We start from the raw sequence: 17,413 nt of genomic DNA, 5'->3' as shown, positions 1-17,413 counted from the left end.
ACCGCCGGTGGCGGTGCGTTACGTTTACTCTTCCAGATTTTCTGGCGTATAGCTCACATCATTAGCCGCCTGAATGGTGCGGATTACCTTCCAATTATCCTGGTAGTTGATGGGAATAAATTTCTCGACGCCTTCAAACTCCTCGCCTAGCTCGGTGCCGACAAAATCAAAGCTGAAAAAGGCTTCTTCGATTTTTTTGACCAGATCTGGGTGCAGGTTATGGGCGTAGTTGTAAGACGTGGTGGGGAAGCGGTCGGACTCAAAAATCAGCCGCACGTCCTCTTCATCGTAAAGGCCGCGGGCGGCCATCCGCTCGACGACTTCAGAGGCCACAGGAGCGGCGTCATAGTCTTGGGCCACAACACCTAGCATGGATTGATCGTGGCTACCCGAGTAGACCACCTCGTAATCTTCATCAGGCGTAATGCCGAGTTCAGGCAGCAGGGCGCGAGGGGCCAAGTTCCCCGAGTTGGAGGTGGGCGAGGTGTGGGCGACACGCTTACCTTTGAGGTCTTCTACCTCATGAATGTCGGAATCAACGTGGGTAAATAGCTGCAGGGTATAACCAAATTGGCCGCTATCAGAGCCCATCAATGCAAATGGCACAGCACCGGCCAAATTCACCGCAAACGGTGTGGGGCCGGTAGAGAACCCAGCAATATGCAGCCGCCCGCTGCGCATGGCTTCTACCTGCGCCGCGTTGGACTGCACCGCGAAGAAGCGCACATCGCGCTCGGTGACTTCCGCCAAGTGATCGATAAAGGGCTGCCAGATATCTGAATAAATGGCCGGATCTTCTACCGGGGTATAGGCAAAGATCAGCGTATCGGGATTAACCCACTCAGACTCGTCAGACGGACGATCAGCGACCATATCGCCATCTTCGTCGCAATAAATGGCAGCCAAATCACCCCGCTCACACTCAGCGAAAGCAGGTGTTGTTAACAGGGCGAGCGGAAGGAGTGATGCGGCGGTAAGCATTGCAAGCGGGCGCTTGCGGAAGAGCGAAGTTGCCATGGTATGCCTCGTTTGTACGGTTATTGTTGTGTGCTTGCTATGGTTAATGCTGTGTTCTCTTCACTGCGATTTGCCACTTATGAAAACGAAAAATGGTTCGTAAGTGGACATTCCGCGCGAAGGATGGTTATTTTCGAAAGCAGACACCTTCAATCTAGGGTTTGTGACAAACTTATGTCAAATACTTTACAACCTCCCTCCGACCATTGGCGCAATCGCTATTTATTAATGCGCCACGGCCACAGCCAAGCAAACCAACAGGGGCTAATTATCAGCAGCCCTGAGCGCGGTATTAACGAGTTTGGTCTCTCGGCGATCGGCGAGCGCCAGCTTGCCCAGGCGGTGGCTGAGTGGGGGTGGCCTGTGCCCACCAAAGTGGTGCATTCAGATTTTTTAAGGACGACACAAACGGCTGCCCAGGTGGCGAGTGCTTTTAAGCTTGAGATGGCAGTAGATAAGCGCCTGCGGGAGCGTTATTTTGGCGAATTCGATGGGCAGACTGATGCGCATTATCCTGACGTATGGGCACTGGACAGCCTTAATGCCGATCACGCTCATCATCAGGTGGAAGCCGTTAGCTCAGTAGCGGCGCGCATGAGCGCCGTGATGGAAGGGCTAGAACAGCAATACGCAGGTGAAATCATCCTGTTGGTAAGCCACGGCGACCCGCTGCAAATCCTGCTCACGGCACTAGCTAATAAATCCCTTACCCAGCATCGTGAACAAGTTGCGTTACTGCCCGCGAGCATTACCCAAATAGGACATTAGGCACTCTCGGCAGTAGGCGGAATCCAGGCGATCATATCGACTTCCACATCGGCGCCGCCCGCTAAGCCGGTTACGCCAATGCAGGTGCGGGTAGGCAGCGGTTGCGGGAAATAGCTGGCGTAGACCTTATTGACCTCATCAAAGTGGCCCATATTGGTAATAAATACCCGGGACTGCACCACATATTCAAAAGCGCTGCCGACTTCTTCCAGCACAATCGCCAGGTTCTGCATCACCCGGTGGGTCTGCTCAGTGAAGGTGCCCAGCAGCATCTCGTTAGTCTCTGGCACCGTCGGCATTTGCCCAGTGATAAACACCAAGTCGCCTACGCGGCAAGCGTGGGAAAAGGGCGCGATAGGCTGTGGAGCCCGATCAATAAACATCTTTTCAATCATACGATTGCCTCTTTTTTTATCATGTCATTGAGAGGAGCGGAGCGACGTAGCAATCTTGTTTGTAGTGGCAGGATAACCCCGAGATCGCCGCGCTACGCTCAATGAAAGGGACTCCTCCCCTCTCGAAGCTTCAAAGAGCTACATTGATAGTTGAACCACTTCAATGCGGAGGGGAAGAGTCATGAACAAGCATAAGACAATAGGTATTGATCTGGCAAAGCGTGTTTTCCAAGTGTGTGTTGTCGACACCCGCCGCCCGCGTGCTCAGGTCAACAAAGAGTTTAAACGGCATCAGGTCTTGGATTTTATGCGCCGCCAACCGGCCTGTCGGGTGTTCATGGAAGCGTGCGGTGGATCGCATTATTGGGCCCGACAGCTGCAGGCCCTCGGCCATAGCGTTGCGCTCATTTCACCCCAGTTTGTGACGCCCTTTCGCAAGGGGCACAAGACCGATGCCAATGACGCGCTCGCGATCGTTGAGGCCGGGTTGCGCCCTGATATGCGCTTCGTGCCGCTCAAAAGCGTCGAGCAACAGGATATTCAGAGCCTGCACCGCATTCGGGAAAGGTATATTCATCAACGCACCCAGTTGATCAATCAGGTTCATGGGTTATTGCAGGAATATGGAGTGATCAGCGGTCGGGGACAGAAAGCGTTAAAGCAACGTGTCTGGCTCGCCCTGGAAGATGCCGATAACGAGCTTTCGATGCTGATGCGTGACTTGATTGCCGAGCAAATGGCGGAGCTGGATCGACTCAACGAGCGTATTCAGTCACTGGATAAGCGCGTGGAGCAGATGAGCCGTGCGGTGATGCCTTGTCGCCAACTGTTGGCGATTGAGGGAGTGGGACCGGTGGTCGCCACCCAGCTCTATAGCGCCCTCGGTAACGGCGACGCCTTCAAGAAAGGTCGCCAAGCATCAGCCTATCTGGGGTTAACGCCGACACAACACAGCAGTGGTGGCATCGCGAAGATCAAGGGCATTGGCCGAACGGGGCAAATCTCGCTGAAAGCCGCCCTGATACGCGGCGCACACTCGGCCATCAACACCGTGGGTGACAAGCAGGATGCCAAAAGCCGTTGGCTACGCGCGCTGGTCGCACGCGTTGGCAAGAACAAAGCGGCTGTCGCGTTAGCGAACAAGACAGTGCGAACCGCCTGGGCGGTTCTGCACAGCGGACAGTCCTATTGTAGAGAGTTTAACGACGGTTCAGCGCTGATGGCGAGCTAAGCGGTAGCACCACCAGCGCCTAAGCGCCGAGAGGCGACTACCTTGTTGCCGGGCAACGATTGATGAAAAACAGGTCAGACCGACCTTCTCAAAACCTGATCATCGCGATGGCTGAAGAAGCCTCCCGCTCGTTGAGGAGAGAAGGTGCGCGACGTTCATCAGGGTCAGGGGATAGCGTCCCCATCAAGAGACCGACTATACGCACGCATCGGCTTATGTTTTTCCATCATCGTCGCTTGCAACCGGGGAGGAGTCCCTATACGCGATGACATGCTGCTTTTTTAAAGTCTGTTAACCATCATGGGCCTCAAATGAGGCCCATGATGACGTACTTATCAACAGCTGCCTTGTCGATTGGGCTGTGGATTAATGCCCCAGAATCTGGCTTAGGAACAGCTGGGTGCGCTCTGACTGCGGGTTATTGAAGAACGGCTCAGGCGCGTTTTCTTCAATGATTTGGCCCTGATCCATAAAGATCACCCGGTCAGCGACCTTTTTGGCGAAGCCCATTTCGTGGGTGACACAGATCATGGTCATGCCCTCTTCAGCAAGCTCCACCATAACGTCGAGCACCTCTTTGATCATCTCGGGGTCTAGGGCGGAGGTGGGCTCATCGAACAGCATGACGTCAGGGTGCATGCACAGTGAGCGGGCGATGGCCACGCGTTGCTGCTGGCCGCCCGAAAGCTGCCCAGGGTACTTAGTTGCCTGCTCGGCAATGCGCACCCGTTCCAGATACTCCATGGCCAGCGCTTCGGCTTCTTTACGGGGCTTCTTCTGAACCCACATCGGCGCGATACAGCAGTTTTCCAGCACCGTTAAGTGAGGAAACAGATTGAAGTGCTGAAAAACCATGCCGACGCTGCGGCGAATCTGCTCGATACGCTTAACGTCTTGGGTCAGCGGTATACCGCCCACCACAATTTCACCTTTTTGGTGCTCTTCTAGGTGGTTAATGCAGCGGATTAGCGTTGATTTGCCCGACCCCGAAGGGCCGCATACCACGATCCGTTCGCCGCGTTTTACTTCAAGGTAGATATCGCGCAGTACGTGAAAATCGCCGTACCATTTGTTGACGTTGCGCATCTCGACCATCAGGTCAGAAGTACTGGCGTCAGTGGTGTTGGTGGCTGCTTGTGTCATGTTGAAATCCTACTTAAATCGTAAAGAGATGCGGCATCAATGCTTATGGCCGGTATTAAGCTTGCGTTCCAGGTACTGGCTGTAGCGCGACATGCTGAAACAGAAAATCCAGAACACGAACGCCGCAAATACATACCCCTCGATTGAGAAGCCCAGCCAGCGCGAGTCGGAAAGCGCCGCTTGCACAATGCCCAACAGGTCAAACAGCCCGATGATCATCACCAGGGTGGTGTCTTTAAACAGGGAGATAAACGTATTAACGATACCGGGAATCATCATCTTAAGTGCCTGCGGCATGACGATGAGCCCCATACGCTTCCAGTACGTCATTCCCAGCGCCGCGGCGGCTTCGTCCTGGCCTTTGGGGATCGCCTGCAAACCACCGCGAATCACCTCTGCCATGTAGGCGCTTTGGAACAGCGTGAGGCCGATCAGGGCGCGCACAAGGCGATCCACGCTGATTTCTGAAGGCAAGAACAGCGGCAACATTACCGAGGCCATAAACAGAATGGTAATCAGTGGTACACCGCGCCAGAACTCAATGAAAATCACGCAGAAGGTTTTGACGATGGGCATGTTCGAGCGTCGCCCAAGGGCGAGCACGATACCAATCGGTAGCGCGCCAATCATGCCTACGCTGGCCAAGAGCAGGGTCAGCATCAAGCCGCCCCAGCGGTGGGTCGAGACACGCGGTAGGTCAAAGTAGCCGCCGTGGAGTAACACGTAGGCGATGACCGGGAAGATTAGCAGCGCAAACAGGGCCATCCAGCGCTTAAAGGGCAGGCGAGGAATGACCATCCAAGCAATAATGGCCGCAAACATGGCAAACACGATGTTGGCACGCCAATACTCTTCGCTTGGGTAGAGGCCATACATGAACTGGGAGAAACGCGCGTTGACGAAGACCCAGCAGGCGCCCGCCCGTGTGCAGTCTTCGCGGCTGTCGCCCACCCAGTTGGCATCGATAAACGCCCACTGAACGGTTGGCACCACCAGCAGATACAGTACGTACAGGCCCAACAGCGTGAAAACACTATTGATAGGACCGTTGAACAGGTTGCCACGTAGCCAGGCAACCGGGCCGATCGTGCCTTTAGGTGCCGGACGCTGAGGTATGGTTTCTTTGTTGTGAATCATGGGGTCGCCTCCGGCCTAGCGTTCGACCAGCGCAACGCGAGCGTTGAACCAGTTCATGAACATGGACACCAGCAAGCTGATGATGAGATAGACCGCCATGGTCATGGCAATGACTTCAATTGCTTGACCGGTCTGGTTGAGAGTGGTGCCAGCAAAAACCGACACCAGGTCGGGGTAGCCAATGGCGGTGGCCAGAGAGGAGTTTTTAATCAGGTTGAGATATTGGCTGGTCAGCGGCGGAATGATGACGCGCAATGCTTGAGGAATCACCACCAGGCGCAGAACGAGTTTTCGCGGCAAGCTAAGTGCTTGGGCCGCTTCGGTTTGGCCATGGGGAATCGCTTGAATGCCCGAGCGCACAATCTCAGCAATAAACGATGCGGTATAAATGGAAAGCGCCAGCCACAGGGCCAAAAATTCGGGAATGATAGTAATACCACCACCGAAGTTAAAACCACGCAGTACCGGCATTTCCCAAGTGACCGGAACGCCGGTCGCCACCAGTACCAGCAGTGGTAGGCCAAAAATAATCACCAGCGAGATCCAGAAAACCGGTATGCGTTTGCCGGTCGCTTCGTGGCGGCGCTTATTCCAGATAACCAGCGCAATGCTGGCAATGATCGCTACAACAAAAGTAGCAGGGATCAATCCAAAGCCTGATTCAAACAGCGGTTGGGGCAAGTACAACCCGCGCACGTTCAGGAAAATGGCTTCGCCAAACGCCATGCTCTCTCTAGCGCTGGGTAAGGTACGTAGTACCGCGAAGTACCAGAAGAAAATTTGCAGCAGCAGCGGGATATTACGAAAGGTTTCGATATAGGCGTTGGCTAACTTGGCGATCAACCAATTGGGCGATAGCCGCGCAATACCGACGATAAACCCGATAATCGAGGCGGCAATGACCCCCAGCCCCCCGACCAGCAGCGTGTTGAGCAAGCCAATCACGAAGGTGCGGCCGTAGGTACTCTGGGAAGAGTACTCGATTAAGGTTTGACCAATACCAAAGCCGGCTGTGTTGCCCAAAAAGCTAAAGCCTGTGGTGATGCCGCGGGCATTCAGGTTGGCTTGGGTATTGCCGATAATATAGATCAGGAAAGCCGCCACAACGGCGACCAAAATGATTTGAAAAATAAGTGCGCGCTTAGCGCGGTCTCGCCAAAACGGCGGCTTGTGGCCGGCGGGGCGAATGTTGGGTCTTACAGACATGGATGGCGTCTCCGCTATACGGAAGGTCAATCAGATGGCCCGCCAGGCCCTTGAAACAGATACCTGTAAAGAGGGTGGCGGGCCGGGGTCAAGCGAGACGCTTAGCGAATCGGGGGAGCGTACTGGAAGCCACCGTCGTTCCACAGGGCGTTAACACCGCGCTCGATTTCAAGCGGAGAGTCCATACCCACGTTACGTTCAAAGCTTTCAGCGTAGTTGCCGACTTGGCTAATGATGTTGTAAGCCCAGTCTGCTTCCAACTGCATGCCTTCCCCGTAGTTGCCGTCTTGGCCCAGCAGGCGAGCAACATCAGGATTTTCTGAGTTCAGCATCTCTTCAGCGTTTTCGCTGGTAACGCCGTACTCTTCAGCGTTAAGCATAGCGAACAGCGACCACTTAACGATGTTGAACCAAAGATCGTCGCCCTGACGAACAACAGGACCCAGCGGCTCTTTGGAGATAACATCAGACAGGATCATTGAGGCTTCAGGGTCATCTAGCTGAATACGAAGCGCAGCTAGCTGAGAGGTATCAGAGGTCAGAACATCACAGCGGCCAGCTTGATAACCACCCACGGTTTGCTCAGAGGTATCAAATACGATGGGGTTGAATTCCATGTTGTTAGCACGGAAGTAGTCAGCCAAGTTCAGCTCAGTCGTGGTGCCCGACTGAATACAGATAGAAGCACCGTCGAGCTCGTCGGCACCGGTAATGCCCAGGTCGCGGGAAACCATGAAGCCTTGGCCGTCGTAGAAGTTAACGCCGGTGAAGTTAAGGCCCAGCGTGGTGTCACGGGTAGTGGTCCAGGTGGTGTTACGTGAAAGTAAGTCAACCTCACCAGACTGCAGGGCGGTGAAGCGCTCAACGGCGTTTAGAGAAATATAGTTAACCGCATCCGCATCGCCGAGTACTGCTGCCGCTACTGCACGGCAAACATCAACGTCCAGACCCTGCCAATTACCGTCGTCATCCGGTGCTGAGAAGCCCGGCAAACCATCGCTCACACCACACTGAACGGCACCACGCTCAATAGTATCTTCTAAGGTGTCGGCTTGAGCAGTCGCCATTCCCGCTAGGCTCAGTGAACCAGCGGACGCCAGAAGCGCTAGATGTTTTTTATTGAACATTTAGTTTCCCTCGAAGTGATTAAAAACCGTCATTAAAATAGTTATGCATGCCGTAGCATGTCACTAAACCTAGCAAGGAAGATGCCAGCAAGGGTACAGGCGTGAATTCAGCGCTTTTCAACGCTACTCAATGGATTCGAGACGAACGTCTAGGTGCAAAAAATGTTACCACCCACCTCGCTTTGCACCTTTATAGGGCAAGCTGAGGTGGGCGGTGACAGAAAGTATGCGATGAACGGGGGGTTATTCGGCCGCGAATGCTTTGCGCATAAACGGAGGAAGGGCGAGCGCGCCGCGATGGGCATCAACGCTGTAGTACTCAAGCGGCAGCTCGTGGCTGGCGGCTGCCTGCTCGCGGAACGCATTCACATCAATGGCTTTACCCGCCAGTGTTACGCTCCACCAGCCTGATGGGTACACCGGCTGCGGGAAGGGCAGCGTGGCGACGCTGTCAAAACCCGCTTCAAGCATATCGTGGCGTAGCTCACGAATGATTGAACCCGTGTGGTAAAGCGGTGACTCGCTCTGCTGTACCATCACGCCGCCGCTTTTCAAAATACGGTGGCAGCGCTTGAGAAAGTCGGTTTTAAACAGCCCTTCCGCAGGGCCGACCGGGTCGGTTGAATCGATAATCAATACATCAATGCTCTCATCAGGTGCATCGTCTACCCACTTCACGCCATCAGCGAACAACAGCTCAGCGCGCGGATCATTATTCGATTCTACCAATGAGGGGAAGAAGCGCTCAGAAGCTTTCGTCACTTCTTCATCGATATCAATCTGGGTGACTTTCTCAACGCCTGGATGACGAAGTACCTCTTTTAAGGTGCCACAGTCGCCACCGCCGATAATCACCACCCGTTTAGGGTCTTGATGGGTAAACAGGGCCGGATGCGCAATCATCTCGTGATAGAGGAAGTTATCGCGATCAGTCAGCATCACACAGCCGTCCAGCACCATGAGGTTGCCGTAAGTCTCTGTAGCGTAGACCTCCAGGTGCTGGTATTGGCTCTGCACATCCAGCAGCTTTTCAGAGATTTTCAGCGAGAAGGCGCTGCCGTGGCTATCAAAGACTTCGGTAAACCACTGGTCGTCGCGTAATTCGCTCATCAATTGGCTCCTGAATGCGGGGTGTGTGATTGGGTGGGGATATCCCGATGGTATTGGGGGCTGAGCTCGTGCAGCGCCTCCATGAAGGCGGTGACGTTATCCGGGTTGGTAAACTGGCTGATACCGTGGCCCAGGTTAAACACATGGCCAGGGCCGTGGCCGTAGCTTTCCAGCACACGGGCCACTTCAGCGCGGATAGCCGAGGGGCGCGCAAACAGTACGTTGGGATCCAGGTTGCCCTGCAGTGCGACCTTATTGCCAACGCGGGCGCGGGCATCGGAAAGCTCGGTAGACCAATCGATACCCAGGGCATCGGCACCGGCGCAAGCGATATGCTCAAGCCACTGGCCGCCATTTTTGGTGAACAGAATCACCGGCACGCGACGGCCATCGTGCTCGCGGATCAGTCCGGAAACGATCTGCTCCATATAGCGCAGCGAAAATTCCAGGTACGCAGGCGTGGATAGCGCGCCGCCCCAGGTATCAAAAATCTGTACCGCCTGGGCACCCGCGCGAATTTGCGCATTCAGGTAATCGGTGACCGCATGGGCCAGTGTATCCAGCAACTGGTGCATGGTATCCGGTGTGTCGTAAAGCATGGTTTTCAGGTGGCGGAAATCCTTGCTTGAGCCGCCCTCCACCATGTAAGTCGCCAGGGTCCAGGGGCTGCCGGAGAAGCCAATCAGCGGCATGCGGCCGTTCAACTCGCGGCGAATGGTCGACACCGCACGCATTACGTAATCCAAGTCACGCTCGGCATCGGGCACGCTCAGTGCAGCGACTTCTTCCTGCGTGCGCACGGTTTTGCGAAATTTGGGGCCTTCGCCGGTTTCAAAGTAGAGCCCCAGGCCCATGGCATCTGGAATGGTTAAAATGTCCGAAAACAGGATCGCGGCGTCCAGCGGATAGCGCTCTAAAGGCTGCATGGTGACTTCACAGGCCAGGTCATGATTACGGCACAGGTCCATAAAACTGCCCGCGTCGGCACGGCTGGCGCGGTATTCCGGCAGGTAGCGGCCCGCTTGGCGCATCATCCATACGGGTGTGCGGTCAACGGGCTGGCGCGCTAATGCGCGAAGGAAACGGTCATTTTGTAACGGTGTGGTGGTCATAAATGCTTGCTCTTAAGAAATTTGCCCGCATGGTACTTGTAACAGTGCTTGGCATCGTACTTGAAACAGTACTTGAAACAGTACTTGAAACAGTACTTGGGGTCGTATTGGAAACCATATGCGAGCAATTGTACTTGAAGATAGGCGCTAGGGCGGCGTAACCGGTGGCAAAAATCGTCGCACCCGATCAATTTTTCTCCTCTAATTAGCCAACTTTAGCTGCGTTGCCATCGTGAGGCGGGCGCCGCTTCCTGTTAGAATACTTGCCCATTTTGCCAACACTGGTGTGGTTAACTGGTTTGGTCAATCAGCGAGGTAACCTGTGACCATTCGCTTTATTGCCGCTTCCCAACTGCCCACCCCCTGGGCAACCTTTACGATGCATGGCTTCGAAGATGAGGCCACTGGCAAGGATCATATCGCCTTAACGCTAGGGGATGTGACCGGCGACGCACCGGTACTGGGGCGGGTACATTCTGAATGTTTGACCGGCGATGCGCTCTTTTCCATGCGCTGCGACTGCGGCTACCAACTGCAGGAAGCGCTCAAGCGTATCGCGGAAGAGGGACGTGGCGTGCTGTTTTATCTGCGCCAAGAGGGCCGTGGCATAGGCCTGTTAAACAAAATTCGCGCTTATCATCTGCAGGATCAAGGGGCCGACACGGTCGAAGCTAACGAGCAGCTTGGCTTTGGTGCTGATATGCGCCGTTATGATCTGTGCGTGCCTATGCTCAACCATCTCGGCATTACCTCACTACGGTTGATGACTAATAACCCACGCAAAGTGGATGCTTTGACCCGCGATGGGGTGAACGTGGTGGAGCGCTTACCGATCACCACCGGTCTGAACCCGCATAACGAGCAGTACCTTGCCACTAAAGCGGGCAAGCTCGGCCATATGATGGCCCTGGATGACTTTACCCAAGCCAGCGATGTGGATATTGAACGTAAGGGGTGATGATTAGCGAATAAGGCGATAACCGATCCGGAAACTTGCTTTTTTTTAACCTTTTTTGCCCGGCAACTGAGCTATGTTGATACATAGCAGGATGCTAACCCAGGGGTAAAAGTTAAGGAGAAGCAACCATGAAAGCACTTTGCTGGCACGGTAAGAATGACGTTCGTTACGACACGGTACCGGATCCACAAATCGAGCACCCCCGCGACGCCATCGTTAATGTAAGTAGCTGCGCTATTTGTGGCTCTGACCTCCATCTTTATGATCACTTCATACCGGCAATGGAGTCAGGCGATGTGCTTGGCCATGAGTTTATGGGCGAAGTGATGGAGGTGGGCAGCGAAGTAAAGAATTTAAAGGTAGGCGATCGTGTCGTGGTTCCCTTCACTATCTTTTGTGGTGAATGTGAGCAGTGCCAGCGTGGCAATTATTCAGTCTGTGAGCGCTCTAATCGCAATAAGGCATTGGCCGATAAGGCGTTTGGTCATGGTGGCGCGGGTTTATTTGGCTATTCCCATCTCACTGGCGGGTATGCAGGCGGCCAAGCTGAATTTGTCCGGGTGCCATTTGCCGATACCACCCATATTAAAGTGCCCAGTACGCTCACTGACGAACAAGTACTCTTCCTAGGTGATATTTTCCCTACCGGTTGGCAGGCGGCGGTACAGTGTGACATTCAGCCTACCGATACAGTGGTTATTTGGGGCGCTGGGCCAGTAGGCCAGTTTTGTGTTCGCAGCGCTGTGCTGCTGGGCGCAAAGCAAGTCGTCGTAATCGATAATGTCCCCGAGCGGCTCGCTATGGCAGAAGCGAGCGGCGCTATCACCATTAATTTTGATAAAGAGAGCGTGCTGAGCCGTCTGCAAGACCTGACCAACGGGAAGGGGCCAGAGAAGTGTATTGATGCGGTGGGCCTGGAGGCACACGCCACCCGTTCACTGGACTCCATGTACGATCGCGTTAAACAAGCCATGTTGTTGGAATCCGACCGAGCCCACGTATTACGTGAAATGATCTATGTTTGTCGCCCTGCGGGAGTACTCTCCATTCCCGGCGTCTATGGGGGCTTGGTGGATAAACTCCCCATTGGTGCGTTAATGAATAAAGGGCTGACGGTGCGTACCGGCCAGACACATGTGAATCGCTGGACCGATGATCTGCTGCGGCGTATTGAAGAGGGCCAGATTGATCCCTCATTTGTTATTACTCACTCCGTTGGCCTAGAGCAAGGGCCCGAAATGTATAAGACCTTCCGCGATAAACAGGATGGTTGCGTCAAGGTAATTCTCCAGCCTTGAAGACACCGACATGGAGGTAGGTATGCATAAGCACACAGACATGACCCAGTCGCAAAGCTCAGCGGATAAACTGGCGCGGGGGCTCGGCTGGCTAAGCCTGGGTGTCGGGCTTTATCAACTGCTAGCGCCAGAAAGGATTACCCGTGAGCTCGGTATGCAAGGCAGCGAAAACAGCCTGCGTGCCTGCGGGGCGAGAGGTGTAATAAGTGGTATCGGCGCGCTTTCAGATAACCCTACACCTGCAATATGGAGCCGCGTTGGCGGCGATGTGTTAGATCTTGCGGCCCTCTCCTTTGCACTAAAGGATAAGCATAATCCCAAGAAGCAGAACGTTTACCTGGCGTTAACCGCGGTGGGTATTCTCACTGCCATTGATTATGCCTGTGCCAAGGCGTTGAGCCAGCGCCATGCCTATCAAGGGGGCGCTACTCCTGATTACCGCTATCGAAGTGGCTTTCCCCAAGGGTTAGCAAGTGCGCGCGGTGCTGCGCTAGGTTTTCAAGTGCCTGCCGATATGAAGGATGCTTTACCCTCTCCAATGCTTTAAAAAGATTCCCATTGCGTGCATTGGCAGGATTCCTTCTCCAATCAATACCGAGCCTGGCTTTATTTTTCGGGCTCGGCTTTAGTTGCTTTGTTTCTATTTGCTTAAACTAAGGAACAAACTGCCGCTAGCACTCTCTTTAATAGTCAGCTACTCGCTATTTTTTACATGACTGATATAAGTTAATAAGGGCGTTTAGAGGTGTCACGTTTGAAAAATACCGATATCGACGACTCGCTGGGCGAATTCAGCGTTATTGAAGAGTGGCTGCACAGCATTATCCACGGGATTGGTGCCGCGCTTAGTTTGGTAGGCATGGTGGTCTTGCTCGCAGTGGCGAGCCTAGCGGCACACGTCGACCCATGGAAGGTGGTTAGCCTTAGCCTGTACGGCACTACGCTGGTACTGCTGTATACCGCTTCGACCCTTTATCACGGCATTCCGCATCGGCGTTGGAAGCTGCGTTTTCAACTACTTGACCACTGCGCGATTTATCTCCTCATCGCGGGTACTTACACGCCTTTTTTATTGGTGAACATGCGCGGCCCCACCGGGTGGATACTATTTACTGCTGTATGGTCGCTCGCGTTGGCGGGCATTGTCTGCAAACTATGTTGGCCGCATCGCTTTGCGGTATTGCGCGTCACGATTTATTTGCTGATGGGTTGGATGATATTACTCGCCGCAGAAGAAATGGCGGCCAATTTGTCATCAACCGGCATCACCCTACTGGCCGCGGGCGGCATCACCTACACGCTCGGGGTTATCTTCTACGCCGTGCGTGCCATCCCCTATAACCACGCTATTTGGCATCTATTTGTAATAGGTGGAAGCGTCTGCCACTACTTTGCTATTTATAGCGCGGTTCTCCCCGTTACGTCTGCTTAACCCTCAGCGGCGGCTTTCTCACGCGCGACGGCTTTAGCCATGGCGGGACGCTTGATATGCCGCTCGCGGTAAGCTAGTAGCGGCTCGGGCAGGCGATGCTTCATGCTGGCCGCCCAGGAAAGGGTATGAGTCAGAAACAGATCCGCCAGAGTAAAGGTGTTACCTACCAGATATTCCTGACCGTTATAACGGCGCGCCAGGGCACTTATTGCACGCTGAAATTCCCAGGCACAAACTGGCAAAATAGCAGGAACGCGCTTATCAGCGGGCAAGGCAAACTTATGCTTGGCCTGATTCCACAGCGGCTGCTCAATTTCCGTCACGATAAAGCTGAGCCATTGATCAACTTGGGCACGGGCCGCGGGGTCGCTGGGCAGCAGTGTGCCATCGCCATAGGTCTCGGCCAGATAGCGACAAATAGTCGCCGACTCAAATAGATGCACATCGCCATCTTCAATGACCGGTACCTTGCCGTCCGGGTGGCGCGCCAAATGCTCGACCGTTTGGCCCTCGCCTTTATCCAGCGCCACGTGCTGGCACTGGTACTCAAGGCCAAGCTCTTCAAGTACCCACGCCACTCTTAACGAGCGCGACTGGGGGAAACTATACAGCGTGATCATGGCGTGCTCCTGACGAAAACAGTCGATGCTTCAATCTAGCGGGCGTTAGCGAACCTGTCGATTATCTTGTTGTTAAGGCTGCCTTTAGGCGCTGCCCCTCGCCGTACGTATACGCTCGTAGGCGTTGCCGATTTCGCTGGTACGCGCTTGGGCAATGTCGCGCATGCTGTCGGGCAGGCCTTTACCCGCCAATTTGTCGGGGTGGTTTTGGCTCATTAGACGACGGTAAGCCTTCTTGATCTCAGCATCGCTTGCATCGTCCGAAACCCCCAGTACGCGATAAGCATCTTTTAGCGCTTCTTCGCTGGCGCCTTGGGAGTTAGCAGCAGCGCCATGTAGCATCGCTTCGATCTGCTGTAGTTCGGTATCGCTGCAACCCACGCCACGGGCAACGCGCAGGATCATCTCTTGTTCAGCCGGATGGAGCACGCCGTCAGCGGCGATAGCGGAGAGCTGAACCTGGATAAATACTTGGCGCAGCACCGGTTGACGCTGGGTGAGGCGGTTAACATTGGCCAATTCGGCGTCTAAGTTGAAGTCATCGGCGCGGCCACGCTCAAAGGCGGCGCGGGCCTTGGCGCGTTGTTCACCCTGCAGATGCATCTGATCAAACAGTTTCTCGGCTACATCCAGCTCGCCATCGGTTACTTTACCGTCGGCTTGGCACAGGCAGCCCATGACCGAGAAGATCGATTCAAGAAAACCTTCCTGAATACGCATTCGGGCGATATTCAAGCGACGACTGATGCGTCGCCCCAACCACCAGCCCAAGCCGCCGCCAATCAGAAGCCCCACCGGGCCACCAAACGCAAGACCGATCAGGCCGAAAATAACAATAAGCAGTAGCATATAAATCTCAAAAGTAGTTTAAAGGTAATGCCTGATGGCAACCGAATAGCAATAAGTTTTAGGGCAGCCGGACACGAATAGCGCGCTCGATGCCTTCAATATCCAACTGGCAGTCGGCAAGTAGCTGCGCTGGCGTGCCGTGCTCGACAAAGGCGTCAGGCAAGCCGAGATTAAGCACTTCCACCTGAACGCCTTCGGCGTGGAGCAACTCATTGACAGCGCTGCCTGCGCCACCCGCAATCACGTTCTCTTCCAGTGTTACCAGCAGTTCATGTTCGTCGGCGGCGTGTAGCACCGCATCCCGATCGAGTGGCTTGATGCTGCGCATATTGATATGGGTGGCATTGAGCCGTTCGGCGACGTCGGCGGCAGCGCTATTCATGCTGCCAAACGCCAACAGCGCAATGCGAACGCCGTCGCTTGAGGTGTTTCGGCGTACCTCGGCTTTGCCAATCGTTAGCGGCTCAAGGTGGGCGGGAATCTCCACGCCGGGGCCGGTGCCGCGTGGGTAGCGCACCGCCGCGGGGCCAGGATGATGGTAGGCAGCACTGAGCATGGCGCGGCATTCAGCTTCATCCGCTGGGGCCATAATCACCATGCCGGGCACGCAGCGCAGGAATGAGAGATCCATGCTGCCGTGGTGCGTGGGCCCGTCTTCGCCCACTAAGCCTGCACGGTCAATGGCAAAGGTGACATCCAGATTCTGCACCGCCACATCATGAATCAACTGATCATAGCCGCGCTGTAGAAAGGTAGAGTAAATTGCCACCACTGGTTTCATGCCTTCGCAGGCCATACCTGCCGCGAGCGTGACGGCGTGCTGCTCGGCAATCGCGACATCGAAATAGCGTTGCGGGTACTCTTTAGAGAAGCGAATCAGGTCGGAGCCCTCGCGCATCGCGGGGGTAATGCCCATCAAGCGCGAATCGGCCGCAGCCATATCGCAGAGCCAATCACCGAACACATTGCAGTATTTTTTCTTGGCTGCGGCTTGTTTAATAATGGGTTTTTTGGCGGCGCCGTTACTGGCAGCAGCGCTGGGCTTTTCCAGCTTGGTAATGGCGTGATAGCCAATCTGGTCGGCCTCGGCAGGCAAGAAACCTTTACCTTTTACCGTTTTGATATGCAGGAACTGCGGGCCGTCGAGGTCGCGCAGGTTTTCAAGCGTATCGGTTAGCGCGTTGAGGTCGTGACCATCAATGGGGCCAACATAGTTAAACCCCATCTCCTCAAACAGCGTGGCGGGGCTGACCATGCCTTTCATGTGCTCTTCGGTGCGCCGGGCAAGCTCAAGCGCGCCGGGCAGGTGAGAAAGCACTTTTTTGCCCTCTTCGCGTATTTTGAGATAGGGCTTGCTGGAGAGCACGCGGGCAAGATAGGTAGCCATGCCGCCGACGTTTTCGGAAATCGACATTTCGTTGTCGTTAAGCACCACCAGCAGGTTGGCGTCTACGTGGCCTGCGTGGGCCAGGGCTTCAAAGGCCATGCCGGCGGTTAGCGCGCCGTCGCCAATGATTGCACACACGCGCCGCTTATTTCCCTGTGCCTTGGCCGCCAGCGCCATACCCAACGCCGCCGAAATCGACGTGCTGGAGTGGCCGACACCAAAGGTGTCGTACTCGGACTCGGCGCGGCGCGGAAACGCTGCTAAACCGCCGTGCTGACGAATACTCAACATCGTCTCACGACGGCCGGTCAGGATCTTATGCGGATAAGCCTGGTGGCCAACGTCCCAAACTAAACGATCATGGGGGGTATGGAAGGCGTGGTGTAAGGCAACGCTTAACTCGACCACGCCGAGCCCGGCGCCAAAGTGACCACCCGACACGCCCACGCTATATAACAGGTAAGCACGCAGCTCATCAGCCAGTTGGGCGAGCTGTTGGTCATTCATGGCCCGCAGGGCAGCGGGGTGATCAAAGGAGTCGAGCAGCGGCGTCGCGGGGCGCTCACGGGGAATCTCGTCGAACAGCTTCATGGGCATGTTTTCATAGGCATGTTTTCATGGGT

17 protein-coding genes are annotated in these 17,413 nt (G+C 54.9%); 6 read left to right on the top strand and 11 right to left on the bottom strand.

The genetic code is table 11. The annotated features are described in order from the left end of the window. Positions 1–24: 24 nt before the first annotated feature. Positions 25–1,017: a phosphate/phosphite/phosphonate ABC transporter substrate-binding protein gene (phnD, locus tag ACWI0H_RS20220; RefSeq protein WP_008956569.1), complete on the bottom strand. Its 993-nt coding sequence runs from the start codon at positions 1,015–1,017 to the stop codon at positions 25–27. A 174-nt stretch (positions 1,018–1,191) separates the two neighbouring features. On the opposite strand from phnD, the gene ACWI0H_RS20215 reads away from it, so the two are divergent. Beyond that, a complete protein-coding gene (locus ACWI0H_RS20215) occupies positions 1,192–1,785 on the top strand; it encodes a histidine phosphatase family protein (RefSeq protein ID WP_485874361.1) in 594 nt (197 codons plus the stop codon). Here ACWI0H_RS20215 and ACWI0H_RS20210 read toward each other — a convergent pair. Next, positions 1,782–2,180: a RidA family protein gene (locus tag ACWI0H_RS20210; RefSeq protein ID WP_485874360.1), complete on the bottom strand. Its 399-nt coding sequence runs from the start codon at positions 2,178–2,180 to the stop codon at positions 1,782–1,784. The two genes, ACWI0H_RS20215 and ACWI0H_RS20210, sit on opposite strands and share 4 nt — an antisense overlap. Positions 2,181–2,361: 181 nt before the next feature. On the opposite strand from ACWI0H_RS20210, the gene ACWI0H_RS20205 reads away from it, so the two are divergent. Further along, positions 2,362–3,411, top strand: a complete 1,050-nt coding sequence (locus ACWI0H_RS20205) for an IS110 family RNA-guided transposase (RefSeq protein ID WP_485874359.1) — start codon at positions 2,362–2,364, stop codon at positions 3,409–3,411. A gap of 366 nt (positions 3,412–3,777) precedes the next feature. Here the strand turns inward: ACWI0H_RS20205 and ACWI0H_RS20200 are convergent, their stop codons facing one another. From ACWI0H_RS20200 to hemE, 6 genes are all read right to left on the bottom strand, one after another. Beyond that, entirely contained in the window at positions 3,778–4,506 is a 729-nt protein-coding gene (locus ACWI0H_RS20200; protein ID WP_096282239.1) for an amino acid ABC transporter ATP-binding protein, read from the bottom strand. 84 nt (positions 4,507–4,590) lie between these two features. Continuing rightward, positions 4,591–5,691 carry an amino acid ABC transporter permease gene (locus tag ACWI0H_RS20195; RefSeq protein ID WP_101146860.1) on the bottom strand — a complete coding sequence of 367 codons (1,101 nt, stop codon included), beginning with the start codon at positions 5,689–5,691 and terminating at the stop codon, positions 4,591–4,593. A gap of 15 nt (positions 5,692–5,706) precedes the next feature. Next, complete coding sequence (locus tag ACWI0H_RS20190; protein ID WP_176303936.1) at positions 5,707–6,897, bottom strand: amino acid ABC transporter permease; 1,191 nt, start codon at positions 6,895–6,897, stop codon at positions 5,707–5,709. A gap of 101 nt (positions 6,898–6,998) precedes the next feature. Then, positions 6,999–8,024, bottom strand: a complete 1,026-nt coding sequence (locus ACWI0H_RS20185) for an amino acid ABC transporter substrate-binding protein (RefSeq protein WP_176303935.1) — start codon at positions 8,022–8,024, stop codon at positions 6,999–7,001. Positions 8,025–8,267: 243 nt separating this feature from the next. Further along, the gene (gene speE, locus ACWI0H_RS20180; protein ID WP_176303934.1) at positions 8,268–9,134 is read right to left on the bottom strand and encodes a polyamine aminopropyltransferase; all 867 of its coding nucleotides are present in this window, start codon (positions 9,132–9,134) and stop codon (positions 8,268–8,270) included. Continuing rightward, a complete protein-coding gene (gene hemE, locus ACWI0H_RS20175; RefSeq protein ID WP_485874358.1) occupies positions 9,134–10,246 on the bottom strand; it encodes a uroporphyrinogen decarboxylase in 1,113 nt (370 codons plus the stop codon). The genes speE and hemE overlap by 1 nt, the downstream gene beginning before the upstream one ends. 322 nt (positions 10,247–10,568) lie before the next feature. Here hemE and ribA point away from each other — a divergent pair, with 322 nt between their 5' ends. The 4 genes from ribA to trhA all read left to right on the top strand — a co-directional run bounded on the left by ribA (position 10,569) and on the right by trhA (position 13,934). After that, positions 10,569–11,204 carry a GTP cyclohydrolase II gene (ribA, locus tag ACWI0H_RS20170; protein ID WP_101146855.1) on the top strand — a complete coding sequence of 212 codons (636 nt, stop codon included), beginning with the start codon at positions 10,569–10,571 and terminating at the stop codon, positions 11,202–11,204. Between the two features lie 128 nt (positions 11,205–11,332). Beyond that, positions 11,333–12,502: a zinc-dependent alcohol dehydrogenase gene (locus ACWI0H_RS20165; RefSeq protein ID WP_485874357.1), complete on the top strand. Its 1,170-nt coding sequence runs from the start codon at positions 11,333–11,335 to the stop codon at positions 12,500–12,502. A 22-nt stretch (positions 12,503–12,524) separates the two neighbouring features. Next, positions 12,525–13,049: a hypothetical protein gene (locus ACWI0H_RS20160; RefSeq protein ID WP_485874356.1), complete on the top strand. Its 525-nt coding sequence runs from the start codon at positions 12,525–12,527 to the stop codon at positions 13,047–13,049. Positions 13,050–13,256: 207 nt separating this feature from the next. Continuing rightward, the gene (trhA, locus tag ACWI0H_RS20155) at positions 13,257–13,934 is read left to right on the top strand and encodes a PAQR family membrane homeostasis protein TrhA (protein ID WP_485876284.1); all 678 of its coding nucleotides are present in this window, start codon (positions 13,257–13,259) and stop codon (positions 13,932–13,934) included. Here trhA and ACWI0H_RS20150 read toward each other — a convergent pair. From ACWI0H_RS20150 to dxs, 3 genes are all read right to left on the bottom strand, one after another. After that, positions 13,931–14,554 carry a glutathione S-transferase family protein gene (locus ACWI0H_RS20150; RefSeq protein WP_101146851.1) on the bottom strand — a complete coding sequence of 208 codons (624 nt, stop codon included), beginning with the start codon at positions 14,552–14,554 and terminating at the stop codon, positions 13,931–13,933. The two genes, trhA and ACWI0H_RS20150, sit on opposite strands and share 4 nt — an antisense overlap. Before the next feature lie 84 nt (positions 14,555–14,638). Then, positions 14,639–15,403: a co-chaperone DjlA gene (gene djlA / locus ACWI0H_RS20145; RefSeq protein WP_101146850.1), complete on the bottom strand. Its 765-nt coding sequence runs from the start codon at positions 15,401–15,403 to the stop codon at positions 14,639–14,641. Between the two features lie 58 nt (positions 15,404–15,461). After that, positions 15,462–17,387 carry a 1-deoxy-D-xylulose-5-phosphate synthase gene (dxs, locus tag ACWI0H_RS20140; RefSeq protein ID WP_485874355.1) on the bottom strand — a complete coding sequence of 642 codons (1,926 nt, stop codon included), beginning with the start codon at positions 17,385–17,387 and terminating at the stop codon, positions 15,462–15,464. Between the last annotated feature and the right edge of the window lie 26 nt (positions 17,388–17,413).

It is taken from the genome of Halomonas sp. NYA30, assembly GCF_976980765.1.
Note: the sequence above shows the minus strand (reverse complement) of the source record. Positions and strands in the feature narration are given on the sequence as shown.